Annotated in this window: 9 protein-coding genes; 7 read left to right on the plus strand and 2 right to left on the minus strand. The window is 60.8% G+C overall.

What is annotated here, in order from left to right; genetic code table 11:
• The first annotated feature begins 257 nt into the window (after positions 1-257).
• From FFV09_RS11545 to FFV09_RS11570, 6 genes are all read left to right on the plus strand, one after another.
• Complete coding sequence (locus FFV09_RS11545; protein ID WP_141447962.1) at positions 258-5246, plus strand: S-layer homology domain-containing protein; 4989 nt, start codon at positions 258-260, stop codon at positions 5244-5246.
• A 214-nt stretch (positions 5247-5460) separates the two neighbouring features.
• Positions 5461-6036, plus strand: a complete 576-nt coding sequence (locus FFV09_RS11550; protein WP_141447963.1) for a sigma-70 family RNA polymerase sigma factor — start codon at positions 5461-5463, stop codon at positions 6034-6036.
• 2 nt (positions 6037-6038) lie between these two features.
• Positions 6039-7118 carry a DUF4179 domain-containing protein gene (locus FFV09_RS11555; RefSeq protein WP_170315001.1) on the plus strand — a complete coding sequence of 360 codons (1080 nt, stop codon included), beginning with the start codon at positions 6039-6041 and terminating at the stop codon, positions 7116-7118.
• A gap of 334 nt (positions 7119-7452) precedes the next feature.
• Complete coding sequence (locus FFV09_RS11560) at positions 7453-10227, plus strand: glycoside hydrolase family 3 protein (RefSeq protein ID WP_141450438.1); 2775 nt, start codon at positions 7453-7455, stop codon at positions 10225-10227.
• A gap of 237 nt (positions 10228-10464) precedes the next feature.
• Positions 10465-11118, plus strand: a complete 654-nt coding sequence (locus tag FFV09_RS11565; RefSeq protein ID WP_141447965.1) for a transcriptional regulator — start codon at positions 10465-10467, stop codon at positions 11116-11118.
• 495 nt (positions 11119-11613) lie between these two features.
• Positions 11614-15561: an alpha-L-arabinofuranosidase C-terminal domain-containing protein gene (locus FFV09_RS11570; RefSeq protein WP_141447966.1), complete on the plus strand. Its 3948-nt coding sequence runs from the start codon at positions 11614-11616 to the stop codon at positions 15559-15561.
• A gap of 344 nt (positions 15562-15905) precedes the next feature.
• Here the strand turns inward: FFV09_RS11570 and FFV09_RS23745 are convergent, their stop codons facing one another.
• Entirely contained in the window at positions 15906-16055 is a 150-nt protein-coding gene (locus FFV09_RS23745) for a hypothetical protein (protein ID WP_170315002.1), read from the minus strand.
• On the minus strand, positions 16052-16777 hold the full coding sequence (locus FFV09_RS11575; RefSeq protein WP_246098532.1) for a hypothetical protein: 726 nt from the start codon (positions 16775-16777) through the stop codon (positions 16052-16054). The genes FFV09_RS23745 and FFV09_RS11575 overlap by 4 nt, the downstream gene beginning before the upstream one ends.
• A gap of 357 nt (positions 16778-17134) precedes the next feature.
• Between FFV09_RS11575 and FFV09_RS11580 the strand changes: the two genes are divergently transcribed.
• Positions 17135-19672 (plus strand): LamG-like jellyroll fold domain-containing protein, encoded by a 2538-nt coding sequence (locus FFV09_RS11580; protein WP_141447967.1) that lies wholly within the window; start codon positions 17135-17137, stop codon positions 19670-19672.
• Positions 19673-19761 lie beyond the last annotated feature (89 nt).

Raw genomic sequence — 19761 nt, forward strand, 5'->3', positions numbered from 1 at the left:
AAAAATCGGTTTCCGGGACGAAATTTTTCTATTTTTTGTCGGAAAATAAGGTTTAAGCGCGGAATTGTTCAGAAATTGTATAGTCTTGTCCATTATAATGACCAAGCAACTGGATAGACACATTTTATCGGCGGAGGGGACTTGGCAGGGTGAAGGCAGCGGGAGTAGGCAAGAGGGGAATTACGGGAAGAACAGGCAAAAGAACGACAGCCGCATTGCTTGCGCTGTTGTTGGCGGCAGGTCCGGTATGGCCGAACATGCCTCACGCATCGGCGGAGACGCTGGGCGCGACGTCGTTTAACGATATCGACACCTGGAACGGAGACGTCGTGGGAACAGGCGTGCCGACCGGTGCCGAGATGCAGCTCGATTACGACAAAGGCATCGGCAAGCGGATCAGCAACGGATACGTGGACAGCACGACCAAAACCGCGCTGTATCCGATCGAATCGAAAATCGACGGCGTGGCCCAGGCTCCGCGGGAGAGCGCGTATCTGCTGATGCGGGCGTTCGACGTGGACGAATACGACGGAAGCAGCGGCACGGGAGAATGGGATCGGGTCTACCTGTCCGAAGATCCGGCGCTGCTCCGTCTGGGCAATCCGTATACGGCGTGGCCGACGTCGGGCACTTTCTGGTCCAACAAAACGGCCGATTACAAAAAAGAATTTCCGCAGCAGACTTACGTCGGCGCGCTTTCGGGCAATAACGAAAAGTGGAACACGACCGTCATGAAGCTGGATGCGTCCAAGATCCAAGCGGACGAACCTTATTATTACGGCGTATCGACGCATCATTACGTCAATGCCGCTTCGAGCGGCTCCACCCCGAACTGGGAAGTTATCGTCGATTGGGCGCAGCTCATCGTCGACGGCGGAGCCAAAGAAAGCGGAGCGATCGACAAAGGCGACATTTCGGTCGAAAAAGGCGGAATCACCGTCGATACGAGCTTCGTACCCAAGCAAAACGGCAGCTTCGCGATGGAAGTCAGCGTCGTGAAGCCGGCGGCGAGCAAAACGGAAGTCGACCAGAACCTGGACACGAAAAAGAAACTGTTCAGCGGCGCCGAAGCGAACGTGCCACAGCCGTGGAGCGGCGTGCAGCTGGTCGATCCGAGTATCGATCCGGCCAAAGAGTACGACGTCAACGTGATCTTGTTCGACGATCGGGGCGACGGCAAGGTCGGGGAGAGCTACACCAATCCCGGCAAAGCGCAGCATATATATACGGTATCGACGTTCGATCCCAAGCTGCGCGACTTCGCGACCTCGGTCGCGCAGTACGACGCGACGGCGCTCGATCCGAACGAGTTCAAGGAAAATTACCTCAAAATCAACGGAGCCGCGAACGGCGCCCATCTGGACAAAGTTCGTATCGTGACGCTTCCGGATTCTTCCGCGGGACGTCTGGTGCTCCAGAGCGCAAGCGGCGTTACGACCGATATTGCGGCCGGCAGCGAGATTGCGGCCGCCGATCTGCCGAAGCTGAAGTTCGTTCCGGCCGAAGGTGGCTTCGACGGCTCGGCCAGCTTCGAATGGAACGGTTATGACGGCGACGAATACGCCGTCTATCCGGGCAAGGTCATGCTGACGGCCAACCACGCGCCGCGGCTCGACCCGATCCTGATCGAAGCGAACAAAGGCGAGACCGTGCCGCTGCCGCAGTCGATCTTCGATGCGGCTTACAGCGACGGCAAATCCGGCCCGCCGAGCAAGCTGCGGTTCGATACGCTGCCCGATCCGTCCAAAGGCCGTTTGGTGCTGGACGGAGGAAGCAGCAGCGCTCCGATCGACGTGCAGCCCGGCGGCGAGCTTGACGCTTCCGAGCTGTCGGCGCTGAGATTCGTGCCGGCGGAAGGGTTCACCGGCACGGAAGAGTTCCGCTGGAACGGCTACGACGGCACCCAATACGCGCTCAAAGCGGGCAGCCTGACGATTCGCGTGAACGCGCCGCCTGCGGCGGGACATGTGGGCAAGTCGGGTTCCGCCGGCGAAGCGGTGTCGTTCGGCCGGGACGACTTTTCGTTGAAGCCGGCCTATGCGGACCCGGAGAACGACAAGTTAACGAAGATTCGGATCACGCTGCCCGAAGATTTCGGCGCCAAGCAGGGCGAACTCTCGTACACCACGGTGACGGGGAATGTGTATCTGCCAAGCGGTACACGGACCGAAATCGCGGCAGGCGAGCTGGACACGCTGCGCTTCACGCCTTCGGCGGGCCTGCCTAACGGCGGAACGGCGATGTTCGCTTGGGAAGCGTACGACGGCAAGATGTACTCCGAAATTCCGGGTACGGTCTCGATCGCCTACAGCGGCGTTCCGAGCGGAGACGCGGTAGGCGTCGGCGCGGAAGAAGGCGCCGCGTCCATTCCGGTCACGCTGCGCGGCAGCGATCCGGAAACGGTCACCGGGCTCGTGTACGGCATTGCGAGCCAGCCGCTCAAAGGAGTGCTTACGCCGGCCGATCCCGCCGATCCGAACGGAGGGAATTGGACCTACGTGCCGAATCCCGACTTCATCGGCGGCACGGATACGTTCATGTATACCGTAAAAGACGCAGACGGCCAGGAAAGCGCTCCGGCGACCGTGACCGTCCGTATCGATCGGACGCTCGACGGATGGCCGGGCGACAAGGAAAGAGGCGATACCCGTCCCGCGAAAGCGATCCCGGGCCAATCGCTGAAGCTGTCGGCCGTCAGTTCGCTGCTGGCCGAAGGCGTAAGCGCGACGGTGGGCGGCGAGGAAGTGCCGCTGCTGCTGGCCAACGCTTCGACGTTCGCGCAGGACGGCTACAAGCAGTGGGAAAAATCGACGTATGCGCTGGACGCCCGCACCCTTCCCGGCCGCTACGCGGTCGCCTATACGGCCTTGGGGTCGGAAGGCATGATCCTGCCGGCGGAACCGGAAACGCGTCTGGCCGATAACGGATTTGAAGTGTTGGCGGTCGATCTGACGCTGACCGCCGATCCCGCCGCCATCGTCGGCGACGGCACGTCGCGGACCGAACTGACGGCGCTGTTGAAAGACGCGGAAGGCGTCCCTGTCCAGGGCGTGGAAGTGTCGTTCGATTCGGGCGGCATCGGCTCGTTCCCGAACGGCGATCGCGCCGTGACGGGCGCGGACGGCAAAGCGACCCTGACGTATCAATCGGCGAATATTACCGGCGTCGAGGAGCAGTCGTTCCCCGTCACGGCGACCGTAAACGATCCGGTCCGCGGCTTGTGGGGACAAAAAGAGATCCGCGTCGTCTTCCTGCCCGCATCCGTAAAAGGCGTGCTGACGGAAGGCAAAAACAATACGCCTGTCGTCGGAGCCACTGTCCGTATCACGCTTGACGTGGACGGTAACGGCTCGATCGAGCCGGGCGTCGACTTCGACCGCACGGTGAACACCGACACGCACGGCGCTTACTCGGTGCCGGTTCCGTTCGGCGGACGCGAATACACGCTGACGGTGACCCGCCTGATCGAAGTCGGCGGCGTTCCGACGCCGGTGACGTACGAGCAGAAAGCCCAGGTCGGCATGGCCGGCACGACGGAAGAAGAAGTCTACGAATCGCAAAAGACCGCGGCCGGCATCGTCATGTTCAAACGGCCCGACGGCAGCAGTTCGTTGATCGACAACGCGTTCATCGCGCATACGTCGGTCTACCTGCAGGACGCTTCCGGCCACTATGTGACCGAAAACGGCAGTCCGAAGTCGTTCTCGCTCGGCAAGCAGGGCGTATTCAGCGCCCCGGGCTTGACGATCGGCGATTACAAGCTTGAGATCCGCTACGAGCTTGAACCGGGCAAGGCGATCACGATCGGGACGAGCACCGTCCACGTGCAGGCCAACGGGGAGATGAATATTTCCCAGGAACTGGTCGATCCGTACGGCACGATTCGCGACGCTTCGACCAAAGCGCTGATCGAAGGAGCCACCGTGACGCTGTATTACGCGGATACCGCCAAAAATCGCGGCAGCGGCGTCGCTCCGAACACCAAAGTCGTTCTGCCGGCCATTCCGGGCTTCGCTCCGAACGACAATGCGAGCCCGGTCCAGCTGAGCGACGTGAACGGCTTCTACGCCTACATGGTCTACCCGGAGACGGATTACTACCTGATCGTCACGCAAAAAGGGTACGATACGTACACAAGCCCGACCCTGTCGGTCGGTCAGGAGATCGTGCGGCACGACCTTGAACTGACGCCGCAGCGCTCCGGCAGCCCGGCCGCGGTCGCGACGACGGAGCCGGTACAGGCGCCGCAGCTTGAACTGAAGCTGACGGTCGACCGCAATCCGGTCGAAGAAGGCGGACAATCGACGATCAAGGTCGATTACAAGAACGTGTCGGGCGTAACGCTCGGCGAAGGCACGATTCGCGTCGCCCTTCCCGCGGGAGCGGAAGTGATCGACGCGGCGGGCGGAACCCGCAGCGGCGGTAGCCTGGTATGGACCGTCCGCAATCTGGACGGAGGCAAGTCCGGCAGCTACAATATCGTGCTGAAATGGCCGATGCAGCAGGGGCCGGAAAGCAGCTACCCGGTGACGGGCAGCTTCTCGGCCGGCGCTTCGCAGGCAGGCGTACAGGCGGCGGCGCAGTCCAACGTCAACGTCCGCGTCCTGTCGCCGCGCTTCGAAGAACTGCGCCATCAGCGCTACATTCTCGGTTATCCCGACGGCGAGTTCAAGCCGGACCGTTCGCTGACCCGCGCCGAACTCGCGGCGATCGTCGCGCGCCTGACCGAAAACGTCAACCTTAACGATCCGATCGGATTCCGCGACGTGCCGACTTCGCATTGGGCGGCCAATTATATCCGCATCGCCGTCAAGCACGACTATTTCGACGGGTTCCAAGACGGGACGTTCAAGCCGGAAAGCCAGGTGACCCGTGCCGAACTGGCCGCCGTCGCCGTCCGCTTCCTCGGACTGGAAGGTTCGGCCGCGAGCGGTTCGACCTTCACGGACACGAAGGGACACTGGGCGTCCTCGGCGATCGAGCGGTTGAGCCAAGACGGCTTTATCGCCGGCTACCCGGACGGATCGTTCCGTCCGAACCAGGTGCTCAAGCGTTCCGAAGCGGTAACGCTGATCAACCGCATGCTGTCCCGCGGTCCGCTGACCGGACTGAAGCCGCAGTTCCCCGACATGCCGCAGACGCATTGGGCGTTCGGCGACGTGCAGGAAGCGACGATTTCGCACACCGCGAAACGCGGCGCTTCCGGCGAGATCTGGACGGGAACTTTGGCAGACGACGTGCAGTAAAATCAAACGAAGTCCGCTTCGCGGACAAGAAGAAAAACGGACGCCGATCACACATCGGCGTCCTTTTTTTTGCGTGCGTAAGGGAAGAGGGTTCTTTTTCATGACTCCTTTTTTTGAACCCCACGATAGAATCCCTTTATTCCCTTCGTAGTATACAATGTCGGTACGGATTCGAACGGGGTCGGTACTTGGAACGGAAGGAGGGACGAGCGGGATGGAGCAGGAGTCGGAAGACAGGCAGCAGAAGGAAAAAGAATTGGTCGACCGTATTCGCCGCCGGGACGAACGGGCGCTGCGCGAGCTGATCGACCTGCACGGTGCGCTGCTGAAAGCGATCGTGTATCGGCATTTGCCCGGCAGTCGGCAGGACCGCGAGGAATGCCTCGACGACGTGCTGCTGGCGATCTGGACCCATATCGGGTCGTTCGACGCGGAGCGCAATACGCTGCGGCAGTGGTCGGCGGCCGTCGCCAAATACAGGGCGATCGACTATCGGCGCAGAGAGCTGCGCGAACGCGGGCGCCGAGCCGGCGGAGAGCTGGACCCGGAGCGGCTGCCCGGGACGGACAGCGATCGCGTGGCGGCGAAGTCGAGCGTGGAAGACGTGCTGGAGCAGCTGCCGGAAGACGAGCGCAGGCTGTTCGAACGCTACTATCTGGAAGGCGTTCCGGCGAGAGAGATTGCGGCGGGACTGAACGTGCGGGAATCGTGGATTCATAACAAGCTGTCGCGCGGCCGGCGGAAGTTGAAAAATAGTTGGATTTCGCGAAACGGGGTGCAGGAGAAATGAGCGTGTACGACGATTTGAACGAATGGAAGCTGGATGCCGCGGATTACGAAGAAGAAGCGTTAAGCGAGGCGGAGCGGCGCGAGTGGACGCAGCGAGTAGGCAGCAGGCTGCCCGGCGGCTTGCAGTCGACGGGGGGCGTCCGGCAGCGCGGTAGAAACCGAAAAGCCAAAGGGTTGATGTCTGCCGCCGCCGTTCTGCTGCTCGCCGGAGCGGCATGGACGTACAGCCCGCAGGCGCTGGCCGAGATGCCCTGGGTAGCGGGACTGATCGAGAATTTCGGCAGCACGTCGGGAGGCGAAGCGGCGGATTACTCGTCGTACAAAACGCAGATCGGACAGACGGCGGAGAACGAATACGGGAAGCTCACGCTGAACGAAGTGCTGTTCGACACGGACCGGCTTCTAATCAGTGCCACGTTCGAGCCGACCGCCCAAGCCGACTTCGATTACCGGACGTTTTTGTCGGCTGCGGTCGCGATCGACGGGCGAGACGACCTTCAACTGACGACGGGCACCCAATCGATCGAAGAAAAGGACGGCACGTATACGATCTACGGCGAAGTGAACCTGAGCGAACTTCCGAATGACGGTCCGATGAATCTGTCCATCATCTACGACGAGATCAGGCACGGTCAGACCTGGCTATCGGACTCGTCGATCATCGAACCGAAGCGGCCGTGGACGTTCGATATTCAAGCTTCGGCCGGAGAACTTGTGGCGGACACGCAGACGATCGAACTGGAACGGAGCATGAAGCTGGCTACAGGCGAAGAGATTCGGGTAGAAAAAGCGATCGTGAGTCCGGTATCGACGCTGCTGTATTATCGCGTGCTTAACGAGAGCGAATTTGCGAATCCCGAGACGCCGCGAATGACCGCTTTTCTTCTGCAGGACGAGCACGGCACGGAGATTCCTTTTATCGAGGCAGGCAGCCGTGAAGCGTCGGGCCGTTCCGGAGAAGCCTGGCATTATGCCCGTTATGCGACCATAGATCCGGCTGCCCATGCGTACACGCTGACGCCGTATCAGCATTTTGACGGTGAACCGCATGCGGTCGGGGAATCTTTTGCGCTGGAAAAATAGAACGTTTCTATGGAAAGCCCGCTGTTTCGGCACAATCGGCCGCGTATGGAGGAAGGAGGAAGGTTCGGACAGACCCGGCCGCGGCGGCCCGGGTCTGTTTAGGCGGACCGGAGTGCTTCCCCGTCTTTTTTCACAGATAAAGCTTTGCTTCTTGGGGCGGAATTCTTTATAGTGGAGGGAGATGCGCGGCGTGTTTCCGGCATTTACGAAACTGTTTTCGGAAAGCGCGATCATGCAATCGGAAAACATTCGGCAGCCGACCGGAAAGCGCAGGGAACGTACGCGCACGTGCAGCATTCACACAGAATCGGGAGGGAAAGCTTTGAATAAAGTAATGGGTGCAGGACCTCTAAAAGGCTTCGCGGAATTCAGCAGAACGGTGGCCGCTCAAGGTGCCGTATTGATTCAGAACGAAGGACAGGCACTGCCGATCCGGGAAAACGAGAACGTGGCGATTTTCGGACGGGTACAGCTCAACTATTACCGCAGCGGTACGGGATCGGGCGGCAGCGTGCATGTGTCGCATACGACGAACCTGCTGGACGGACTGCGGAGCAAGCCTTCCGTCACGGTCAACGAAGAGTTGGCGTCGGTGTACACGAAATGGATCGAAGAAAATCCGTTCGATAACGGCGGAGGCGGCTGGGCGGCGGAACCGTGGCACCAGGCGGAAATGCCGTTGAGCGACGAACTGGTCGCAGGCGCGCGCGACGCATCGTCCAAAGCGATCGTCGTCATCGGCCGGACGGCCGGCGAAGACCAGGACAACGCCGACGCACCGGGCAGCTACCGCCTGACGCCGGAAGAACTGGATATGCTGACGCAGGTCACGAACCATTTCGAGCAGACGATCGTCGTGCTTAACGTGTCGAACATCGTGGACATGAGCTGGGTCAAAGACGCGGCGCACAAACATCCGATCGCGGCCGTCATCTATGCGTGGCACGGCGGGATGGAAGGCGGCAACGCTATCGCGGACGTGCTGTCCGGCGACGTGACGCCAAGCGGCAAATTGACCGACACCATCGCCTACTCGATCGACGATTATCCGTCCACGAGCAACTACGGCAATGAGTTCAAGAGTGTGTATGAGGAAGACGTATACGTCGGATACCGGTATTTCGAAACGTTTCGACCGGAAAAAGTGCAGTACGAATTCGGTTTCGGCCTGTCGTACACCACTTTTGAGCATGCACCGGAACCCGCCCAAACGCTGCAAAAAGACGGCGCGGAATGGATCGAAGTCGGCGTAACCGTGACGAATACGGGCGATACGTTCGAAGGCAAGGAAGTCGTGCAGGTCTACGTGGAAGCGCCTCAGGGCAGACTCGGCCAGCCGTATAAAAAGCTCGTGGCATTCGGCAAAACGAAGTCGCTTCAACCGGGCGAATCGCAGCGTATTACGGTCGGTTTCCCGATCGACAAGCTCGCTTCGTACGACGACGCCGGCACGACCGGACACGCGCACGCCTACGTGCTCGAAGAAGGTACGTACCTGCTGCACGTCGGATCGAGCGTCAAGCAGACCTCGGTCGTGCAGGTGGACGGAGCCGGCGGTTACATCGTGAACGAACTGCGCGTCGTGGCCCAGTTTGAAGAAGCGATGGCGCCGGTCGAAGCTTTCAACCGCCTCAAGCCGGGCGCCCGCCAAGCGGACGGTTCGTACGAGATGGACAGCGAGATCGTGCCGACCCGCAGCGTCGACATGGCGCGTCGTATCCAGGACCGTATGCCGCAATCGCTGGCGGAGACCGGAGATCAGGGCATCAAGCTGCAGGACGTCAAAGCCGGCAAAGCTTCGCTGGACGCTTTCGTGGCGCAGCTCAGCAACGACGAACTGGCGACGCTCGTGCGCGGCGAAGGCATGAGCAGCCCGCTTGCGACGCCGGGTACGGCATCCGTGTTCGGCGGAGTCAGCGACACGCTGCTCGGCTACGGCATTCCGGTCGCCTGTACGGCGGACGGCCCTTCGGGCATCCGGATGGACAGCGGCCAACAGGCGACCCAGGTGTCGATCGGCACGCTGCTCGCAGCGACCTGGGACAAAGATCTGGTCGAAGAACTGTACGTGCTGGAAGGACAGGAGCTGGTGCTCAACGAAGTGGATACGCTGCTCGGACCGGGCCTCAACATCCGCCGCAGCCCGCTGAACGGCCGTAACTTCGAGTATTTCTCCGAAGATCCGATCGTGTCGGGCGAATTCGCGGCAGCCTGCGTGCGCGGTATCGCCAAAGGCGGTTCCAACGCGACGCTCAAGCACTTTGCCTGCAACAACCAGGAGCAGTACCGCAGCAAAGTGAACGCGGTCGTATCCGAACGCGCGCTGCGCGAGATCTACCTCAAAGGCTTCGAGATCGCGGTCCGCGAAGGCGGCGCCAAATCGATCATGACTTCGTACAATCCGATCAACGGCCACTGGGCGGCGTCGAATTACGATCTCAATACGACGATCCTGCGCGGCGAGTGGAACTTTGACGGCATCGTCATGACCGACTGGTGGGCGATCATGAACGATTCGGCCAACGGCGGCGAAGCGGATCGCAAGAACACGAACTTCATGATTCGCGCGCAAAACGATCTGTACATGGTCGTGATGAACTACGGCGCCGAGACCAACATCTGGGGCGACAACACGATCGAATCGCTGGCGGACGGCACGTTAACCCGCGGCGAGCTTCAGCGCAGCGCCAAAAACATCTGCCAGTTCATCATGGACGCGCCGGTGTTCGGAAGAGAACGCAAAACGGACGAGTCGTTCGAGAAATTCGCAGCGGCAGGCGTCACCCAACTGGACAGCGCGCAGGCGTTGGCCGGCCAGGGAGACATTCAGCCTTCCGTCGATTCGCCGGTCTACCTCAAAGTCGAGCAGCCGGGCGTGTACCGCGTAGCGGTCAACGTCATGTCGCCGGAGCCGGAACTTTCGCAAAGCGCCTGCAACCTGCTGCTCAACGGCAAGATCATGACGACCGTGCAGATGAACGGCACCCAGGGCCGCTGGCTCAAGCAGCGCCTCGTGTCGATCGAGCTGGAAAAAGGCACGTACAAGCTCGAAGTCGAATTCACGAAACCGGGCCTGCAGCTCGGTACGGTGGAGTTTAGAGCGGTTTAAGAGCTTGGAGCAGGTTAAGAGCTTGGAGCAGGTTAAGAGTTAGAGCGATTTAAGATTGCAAAGTGTGGGGAGTTCGGTCGCCCCGCGTTTGTAAGGCGAACGGCACTTGCCTCTTTTCGCGTTCTTTTCTACACTTGATGCCATACGGACGCGAAGCACGCGCCGCTTTAATCCTTCGGGGTTGAAGCGGCTTTTTTGCGTGCTCGCGCGTCTCGGGAGAAGGAGGGAGAGGCTGTAATGACGGAGTTTGCAAAAGAATACGCCGGTTGGATAGACGCCCAACTTGCGGCCGAGCCGAATCCGAGAAGAAGAGAGCGGCTCGAAGCGGGATTGGGGCACGGGAGCGTGGAGTTTTTGCGTTCGATCTGGCTGCCCGCGCTCAAACATTTCGACCATCTGCATGCCGAATGGGAAGTGCGCGATCTGAACGGGGGATACCGGTATATCGACTTCGCGTACCGGCCCGGCGGCGCGAAAGGCGCGATCGAAATCCAGGGCTACGGTCCGCATGCCCGGGATTTGGATGTGCGGCGGTTCAAGGATCTGTGCTGGAGGCACAGCCTGCTCGCTCTGGACGACTGGACGCTGCTGCCGATCGCGTATCCGTCGATTGCGGAAGAGCCGGGCCGCTGCCGCCAGCTGATCCTTGCTTTTGCCGGGAAATTCACCGCTTCGGCTGCCGAACCGTCTCTATCCTGGTTGGAGGCGGAGCTGCTGCGGTTTGCTCGCACGACGCCGATCCCGTTTACGGCGGCGCGCCTTGCGGAGCATCTGCGAATCAGCAGCCAGCACGCCAGGCGCCTGCTGCATGCGTCCGTATCAAGCGGACATCTCGTCGTGGCGAGCGGCAAAGAAAGATTCCGAACGTACCGGCTGCCGGAGTGGAAATGAGGGTTTGGGGAGATGGGATAGGTGGCAGAACGACAAAACGACAAAACGGCTCGCACAACGACCCGCAGACGGGTTTCGCCGGCTCTCGGGTAAAAGCTAACGAATCCGTATAACGCTACATTGGCGAAAACGGGGATTTTGAAAATCTAACGAATCGTAGTCACGCTATAGGAACAAAAACGTGCGAAATGTGCGATATGGGGCCGAATAGCGTTACGACGATTCGTTAACATTCGGAAAACGGCTTTTTTTCCGGAATAGCGTTATGAGGGTTCGTTAGCTGCATCATTGGGACGGGGGACGGGGGACGGGGGACGGGGGACGGGGGACGGGGGACGGAGAACGGGGAACGGGGAACGGGGAACGGGGATTCCCCGACCCGACTTGAAGTTGTACGTACAACAGGGTATGATAAGCATATAACGCATATCTATTACTAATTAACAATTATATTAATTAAATTAAGAAATCCATTAACGATAGGAGAATTCATCCATGACTTCAACGCCAATCCCTAATCCAGCCCAGGCTTCGTTCCGCGATCGCCTTCTTGCCCACTATACGTTCGATGACGCTGCCGATATCGGGCGGGACGCTTCCGGGCACGGGCGAGACGCTCGCGCCGCCGGCAGCGTGCTGCCGCGGATCTCGCAGGAGACCGGCAGGCCGGCGGTCACGTTCGGCGGAGGGCGCAGCGGCACCTCTTACCTCGAACTGCCGTCCGATCTGCTGCAAGATGTAAGCGATCGCAGCGGTGTGACGGTGACGGCCTGGGTGCGTTTTGACGCGGGCACGAGCGTGTGGGAACGCATTTTCGATTTTGGCCAAAATGAAGGCGGACCGTCGCTGTTCCTGACCCGCAGCCTGCGCGGCACGCTGTCAGGGGGCGGCGACCTCGTCGTCGATCCGGGCCGAGGGTTCGTGCGCGGCGAATGGATGCATGTCGCGCTGAGCGTGGTCGGCACGCAGGGCGGAACGCTGAGCAGCGCGGGCCCGGTCGCGTACGTCAACGGCGAACCGGTCGCCGACGGCACGATCAGCCAGACGTCGAGCGGCCATTACGCGCAGCTGCGCCGCTGGTTCGAGACGTTCGTCGAAGAGGGCAGCTACAGCCGCAATTTCATCGGCCGTTCGCAGTACGCCGCAGACGACGATTTTGCCGGCTCGATCTCGGACTTCCGCGTCTACGCGGCGGGCCTGTCGGCCGACGACGTGATCGAGGTGCTGTGCGAATCGCTGACGGACGAAGAGATCGTGCGGCTGGCGGCGGACAAATATTTGTCTTTTCCGACGAGCATTTTGACGGGCGACGTCAGTCTGCCTACTTCGCTGATGGGCGGCAAAGTCCGCGTGAACTGGACATCCAGCCGTCCGGAATTCGTGTCGGGCGACGGACGGATCTGGCCGGACACCGGCGCGCGCACGCAGGAAGCGGGCGGCGGGGCGGCTTCGAATTCTCCGTCCTCCGCACCGCGCAGCCCGCAGGCCGCGACACTCACCGCAGCGCTTGAGGTCGGCGGCAGCGAAGTACGGCGCAGCTTCGACGTCTCCGTTCTTCCGCCGGAACTGCCTCCGTATACGGTGACGATCCACGGCGAAGAGACGCTGGACGGCGTAGTCGACGTCAGCGAAGTGATGTACGGGCTCTTTTACGAAGACATCAACAATGCGGCCGACGGCGGCATCTATGCGGAGATGGTGCAGAACCGCTCGTTCGAAGCGTTCGAGTTCGATACGTATTCGCACGCGTCCGGCGAATGCGGCTGCTCGACCGGCCGCAACCGTCAGCCGCTGCTGTGGTGGTACGGCGATATCGACAAGATGACGCCGCGCAGCACCGATACGCTGGGACAATTCCTCGGTTCCTCCGATCCCGACGTGAACGGGTATTACGTCACCGTCGCGGACGGCGCGACCGTGTACAACCGCGGCTTCAACGACACGAACGGCGGGTGCGCGATGCCTATTCGGGAAGGCGCCGCGTACGATTTTACCGTGTGGGCCAAAGCGGCGCAGGCAGGCTCCGTCACGCTTCAGCTGCAAGGGCCGGACGGCGAAGCGGCGAGCGACGTCGTCACGTTCGCGGTCGAAGGCGGCGATACGTGGCAAAAATACGGCGTGCCTTACCCGGCGGACGGCAGCGCGCTGTCGACGCTCGTGCTCACCGGCTCCCGGAACGTGCTCGGCCAGCTCTCGCTGACGTTCGACGGCGACATTTCGATCGAACTCGTGTCGCTCGTGCCGCGCGGCGTATGGGGTGCGGCAGAAGAAGCGGGTTCGCCTTCGGCGCGCGCCAACTATCTCGGCAACCCGAATTACCGGCTGCGCCGGGATCTGGTGGAAGCGCTGGCGGGGATGCATCCGAAGTTTTTGCGGTTCCCGGGCGGCTGCATTTCGGAAGGTTCTTTTATCTGGGACAATGTGTACGATTGGAAAGATTCGGTCAACGACATCGAGCTGCGTAAAGAAAACTTCAACGTGTGGGGCTACATGATGACGATGGGCCTCGGTTATATGGAATATTTCCAGCTGGCCGAAGACCTGAACGCGACCCCGCTGCCGGTCATGGCGTGCGGCGTGCTGTGCCAGGCCCGTTCCGACTACGCGCATCCGGCCGGCGGCGAACTGCGCGACCAGTACATCCGCAATTTCACGGATCTGATCGATTTCGCGATCGGCATGGACTTCGAGCATAACGAATGGGCGGCGATGCGGCGGAAAATGGGGCACGAAGCTCCGTTCGACCTGCGCTATCTGGGCGTGGGCAACGAGAACTGGGGCACGGAGTTTTTTGCCAACTTCGAAGTGTTCAAAGCCCGGATCGACGAGTACATGGCCGAGCATTATCCGGACCGCGAGCTGCACATCATCTCCACGGTGGGCGCGCAGGCGGACGACGACGCGTACCAACAGGGCTGGAAGTTCCTGAGCGGCGGCCTGGAAGGTTCGGCGGACGTGCAGTTCGCGGATCGGGATCGGGTCATCTCGGAAAAAGTGTCCTGGTACGCCAAGCAGCCGAACTATATGGACACGATCGCGGACGAACATTACTATCGGTCGAACGAATATTTGCTGGAAAACGCGGACCGCTACAATTATTATTTCCGCGCCTACAACGAAGACGGCAGCCTCGACTGGCCGGCCACGTCCAAAGTGTTCGTCGGCGAATACGCGTCCACGGACAAAAACACGCTGGCGGGCGCCGTGGCGGAAGCCGCGGTGATGACCGGATTCGAGAACAATGCCGACGTCGTGCGGCTGGCCGCCTATGCGCCGCTGTTCAACAAAGTGCTTACCGACGGCACCTACCGATGGACGCCGGACTGCATCTGGTTCGACGACGAGAGCGTCTGGTTCACGCCGAACTATTACGTGCAGCAGATGTTCGCCAAATATTTGGGCGACCGCGTGCTGCCGACTTCGTTCTCGACGTACCGCGGCGGCCAGCCGGTCGACCTTATTCCGCGCGGCGGTATCCACGTCGCGGCGGGTCGGGCGGAAGTGACGGTAAGCCGCGTCACGGTGACGTCAAGCGACAGCGGCGAGGTGCTGCTGGAGACGGACTTTACGCAGGCGGCGGAACTCGATCCGGTCTGGCAGGTCATCCCGGGCTCGGCCGGCTATGCGCTTGAAGCGGGGCGCGGCCTCGTGCTCAAGCCGCAAAGCAGCGGCCTGAACGGCCTGTACGTGCCGAGCGGAGAGTGGACCGGGTATACGGTCGAAGTGATCGCCTCCAAAGCTTCGGGCGAAGACGGCTTCTACGTCGGCGTCGGCCTGACCGACATCTCGCCGGATCGCAAAGACGTGCTGGAGTACGCGATCGGCTACGGCGGTTCCGCGACCGGCCTCAAAGTGCACAAGCAGGGCGTGGAAGGCTATACGCTCGGCGATTATTCGTCCAGTACGGCGGCAGGCAACCTGCGGGCGGCGAACTACGAAGGGCTTGAAGACGGGCGTCCGTATGCGATCACCGTCGATTTCGGCGGCCCGCGCGGCCGGAACCTGATCTGCTCGTACGCCGATCCGGCCGGCGGATGGCGCAGCAAAGTGCTGGATTACAAGCTGGAAGCCTACAACCGCGACGTATTCCATTCCGTGACGGCGGATGCCGGGCACGTCTACGTCAAGCTGGTCAACGCCGACGGCGTGGACAAAAACACGCGTCTGAACCTCGACGGTCTGGAAGTCGCGGCGGAAGCCAAACTCGTGACGCTGACGGGCGATCCGGCACTGCTGCACGTGCCGAACGTGAACAAAAAAAGCGGAGAGCCGGTCGTGCCGGTCGAGAGTGTCTTCGCGCTAGAAGACGGCACGGGCGTGGACGGCTTCGCTTCCGGCCAAGCCGCAGGAGGTACGGGCGGGACAGGCCGAACGGGCCGCACGGCGGTGCTGAAGCTGCCGGCGAACTCGGTGAGCGTCGTCGTGCTGGAACGACGGGTGTAGCGTTTGGCGGGGCGGTGGTCACGCTAACGAATCCTGCACACGCTATATTGCGCCTCAGCGCGCTTTTATCCAAACTAACGAATCGTCATCACGCTATCGGCTCGAATTCGTCCCAAAACGGCCTGTTAGCGCTCAATAAGGATATGACGATTCGTTAGATAGCGGAAAAAGCGGAAAATGGACAAATAGCGGTATGAGGATTCGTTACGATTCGCTTCCTTCGCACACGGGGCGGGAGAGACGCAGGAACGGAGTTGGAAAGGTGCGAAAAGCGCCAAAAAGGAGACGGGGAAATCCCCGTCTCCTTTTTGGCGCGTGCGCAGCATGGAGCGGCCAGGCATTGGCTATACCCGCCGGGTCGCCCGCACCCCGCTAGCCCCGCCTCGGCCGCCCTGCGCCTTGCCCGCCTGGCCGCGAACCCGCCCCGCGCCCTGCTTGCCCGCGTCTCGGCCGCCCGCGCCTTGTCCGCCTACCCGCGAACCCGCCCCGCTCACTCCTCCCCGTCCCCGCGGCCCGGCCGACCCGGCGGCGCTTCCGAATCCGGATTCGGAGGCTCGGCAGGCTTCTTTTTCCGCCCGACCGGAATGCCGATCCGATTCGCCGTCTCCATGCGCCGCAGGCGCCGATCTCTTTTTCGCTGTAGAAGAGGATCTTCTTTGGCCAGTTCCTCATACTGCTCCATCTGCTCCCGGTAATGCTGCTCGGTCTCGCTCGTCGAAGGCAGGAACGGTTCGTGATTGTATCCGGTCCGTCTGCCGTAGCGCAGCATCTCGTAGATGATCATGCCGTTGTTCGGCTTGCCGTTCGTCGTGCGCATCGGGATGACGTCGAACAGGGCGTAATAGAAAGCGTAAAAAATAAGCCGTTCCCAAAAGGTCTGCTGCGAATCGATGATCCCGTTCGCCAGCAGGGCGTTGAGGACGAAAGCGAGCGCCAGATTGACCAGAATCGGCCCGGCGTACAGGCAGGCGTAAGCACCCCGGCTCTCGCGCCTGATCTCGTCGTAGGAGAACCAGCTGTACAGATGGTAATGGCGGCGCACGTCCAACACCCCGAGCTTGAACAGACGCGGCCCCGACCCCAACGTGATACGCGGATTGCGCACGCCGAACAGCAGGCTGCCGAGCAGGTAACCCGATTCGCGTAGAAAAACGACGACGGGCAAAATGATAAATGCCGATATGATCAGCGAGACCAGATCCGCAAAACCGAACATGGAATCCGCTCCTTTTGCTTTTTTGCCTAATTGCATGTCTATACAAATGTTTTTCGGTCTCTCTACTAATACCCGTGTGGAAAAAGGCTGAACAAACGACAAGCCGCAGAAGGTAAAGAATAAAGTGAAACGAAGACTCATAAAATACGTTTTCGAATACAAAAAAGTTAATCTAAAGCAAGTTATATCGCAAAATAGAGTGCAAAACTAAATGTTTAGGCTTATTTAGTTAATGTTTTTGTTATTTATTTTCGAAAACAAGAAGGATACCGGCAAAGAACGGCGAAAAGGTTAAAAGTATCTTCATGCAACCGCTATCATTCTTGAATCCCACATCCGAAGGAGGAACATACGTACATGAAAAGCAACAAGTTTACCCGAAGTTCCGTACTGCTGCTGTCGCTCGCCCTGCTGGTGCCGGTCTCCGCCGGCTGCGGCCCCGATATGCGCGCCTCGGCGGCAGGGACGTCGTCCGACACGCCTCCGACGTTCTCGAACGTCTCCGTGCACGATCCTTCCATCGTCAAGGACGGCGACACGTTCTACGTCTTCGGTTCGCATATCGATGCGGCGAAGTCGACCGACCTGATGCATTGGACTTCTTTTGCAAACGGTTACAAAACGCCGGGCAACGCCATCTACGGCGATCTGTCCAAAAACCTGGCGGGTTCGTTCGCATGGGCCGGAGAGAACGATTCGGACAGCAAAGGCGGCTTCTCGGTCTGGGCGCCGGACGTGTTCTGGAACAAGGACTACGTGAACAAAGACGGCTCCAAAGGCGCGTACATGACCTATTACAGCGCGTCTTCGACCTATATCCGCTCGGCGCTCGGCTTTGCGGTATCCAAGCAGATCGAAGGTCCGTACGAGTACGGCGGCACCGTCGTCTACTCCGGCTTTACGGAGAACGAAGCGTACGACAAAGACAGCAAAGTGAACAAAAAGTGGACCAGCACGCATATCGACGAACTGATCGGGGCAGGCAAGCTTGCCGGCGAGAAAGACGACTGGTTCAATGCGGACGGTTCGTACAACAACCAACAGTATCCGAACGCGATCGACGCCGCTCTTTCCTACGATAGCCAAGGCAAGCTGTGGATGACGTACGGTTCGTGGTCGGGCGGCATTTTCCTGCTGGAGATCGATCCGAAGACCGGCCAGCCTATTTTCCCGGGCAAAGACGGCACGACCAAGGACGGACGCCCGATCGACCGCTACTTCGGCACGAAGATCGCGGGCGGGTACGGCAAATCGGGCGAAGGCCCGTACATCGAATATAACAAAAGCACGCGCCAGTATTATCTGTACGTGACCTACGGCTGGCTGGGCGCGGACGGCGGCTATAATATGCGCGTATTCCGCTCCAAGAACATCGACGGCCCGTACACCGACTCGCTCGGTCAGAACGCGGTGCTGCCGGCGGCCACGGAGAATACCGAGATCGGCAACAAGCTGATCGGCAACTTCCTGTTCGAACGCGAAGCGGGCGATCCGGGCACGGGCGCCGGTTACGGATACGTCTCGGCGGGACACAACTCCGTCTACACGGACAAGAACGGGCAGATGTTCCTCGTGTTCCATACCCGTTTCCCGCAGCAGGGCGAACTGCACGAGCTGCGTATCCACCAGATGTTCATGAACAAGGACGGCTGGCCGGTCGTGGCGCCGTACCGGTATGGCGGAGAAACGCTGGACAAGGTGAAAAAAGACGGGATCGCCGGCGATTACCGCTACGTGAACCACGGCAAAGCCTATTCCGGCGCGATCGAGGAACCGGAGTCGATCACGCTCAATGACGACGGCACGGTCACGGGCGCGCTTGAAGGCAAATGGCGCAAAAACGCCGACAACAAAGCCAAGCTGACGCTCAGCGGCGAAGAATTCGACGGCGTCTTCCTGCGCCAGTGGGACCCGGTATCGCAAACGAACGTCATGACGTTCACCGCGGTATCGGAGTCGGGCGAATCGGCGTGGGGCACGCGCCTGGCCGATCTGAACGACGAGCAGGTCGTGGCGAACGTGGCGGCAGGTCTGACGCTCGGCGATACGAGCCGGGTCACCGCGGACCTGAAGCTGCCGACCGTCGGCAGCCGCGGCACGTCGATCTCGTGGAGCAGTTCCGAAGAAGGCGTCGTCTCTTCGACGGGCAAAGTGACGCGTCCGGCCGAAGGCGAACCGGCCGGCCAGGCCGTGCTGACCGCGACGATCGTCAAAGGCAGCGTGAGCAGGGCGGTCACGTTCGACATTACCGTCGTGCCGTATGCCAATGCCGCCTTGACGGCTTCCTATTCGTTCGAGAACAACCTGTCCGACGGCCAGGGCGCGTTCGCGGCCGGCACCGTCATCGGCGACCGGATCGGCAAAGAAGGCGGCCGCGTCAGCTACGCGGACGGCGCCGCCGGACAAGCGCTCGTGCTGGACGGCGCTTCGGGCGTGAGCCTGCCAAGCAACCTGATCGAGAGCGCGTCGTATTCCGTCTCGCTCTGGGTGAAGCCGGAGCAGCTGACGTCCTTCACGCCGACGTTCTTTGGCGCCAAAGACGAGACGCATTGGCTGAGCCTGCTGCCCAAAGGCTCGGTCGGCGACCAGACGATGCTCTGGTCCGGCAGCGCCAGCTGGTACGACGGCGTGACCGGCACGAAGATTCCGGCCGGCACCTGGTCGCATCTGGCGTTCTCGGTCGACAAAGGCACGCTGACCGTGTACGTGGACGGCGAGCGCAAGTTTTCCGGCACCGGCTTCCCGGACCTGTTCACGGAAGGCGCGAACCGCACGTTCGCCCTCGGTGTAAACTGGTGGGATGCCGCGTTCAAAGGCCAACTGGACGAATTGAACGTGTACGCAGGCGCGCTGACGCCGGAGCAGGCGGCAGCTTTGGCCCAGCCGGCGAAGTAAATCGTAAAGGGAACGCCGCCGGAACACTTGGGAAGCTTGAGCTTTCGGTACAGGAACGCGAACGGAAACAGGAAGAAGCGGGCTGCCGT

This window comes from Saccharibacillus brassicae, from assembly GCF_006542275.1.
Lineage (GTDB): Bacteria > Bacillota > Bacilli > Paenibacillales > Paenibacillaceae > Saccharibacillus > Saccharibacillus brassicae.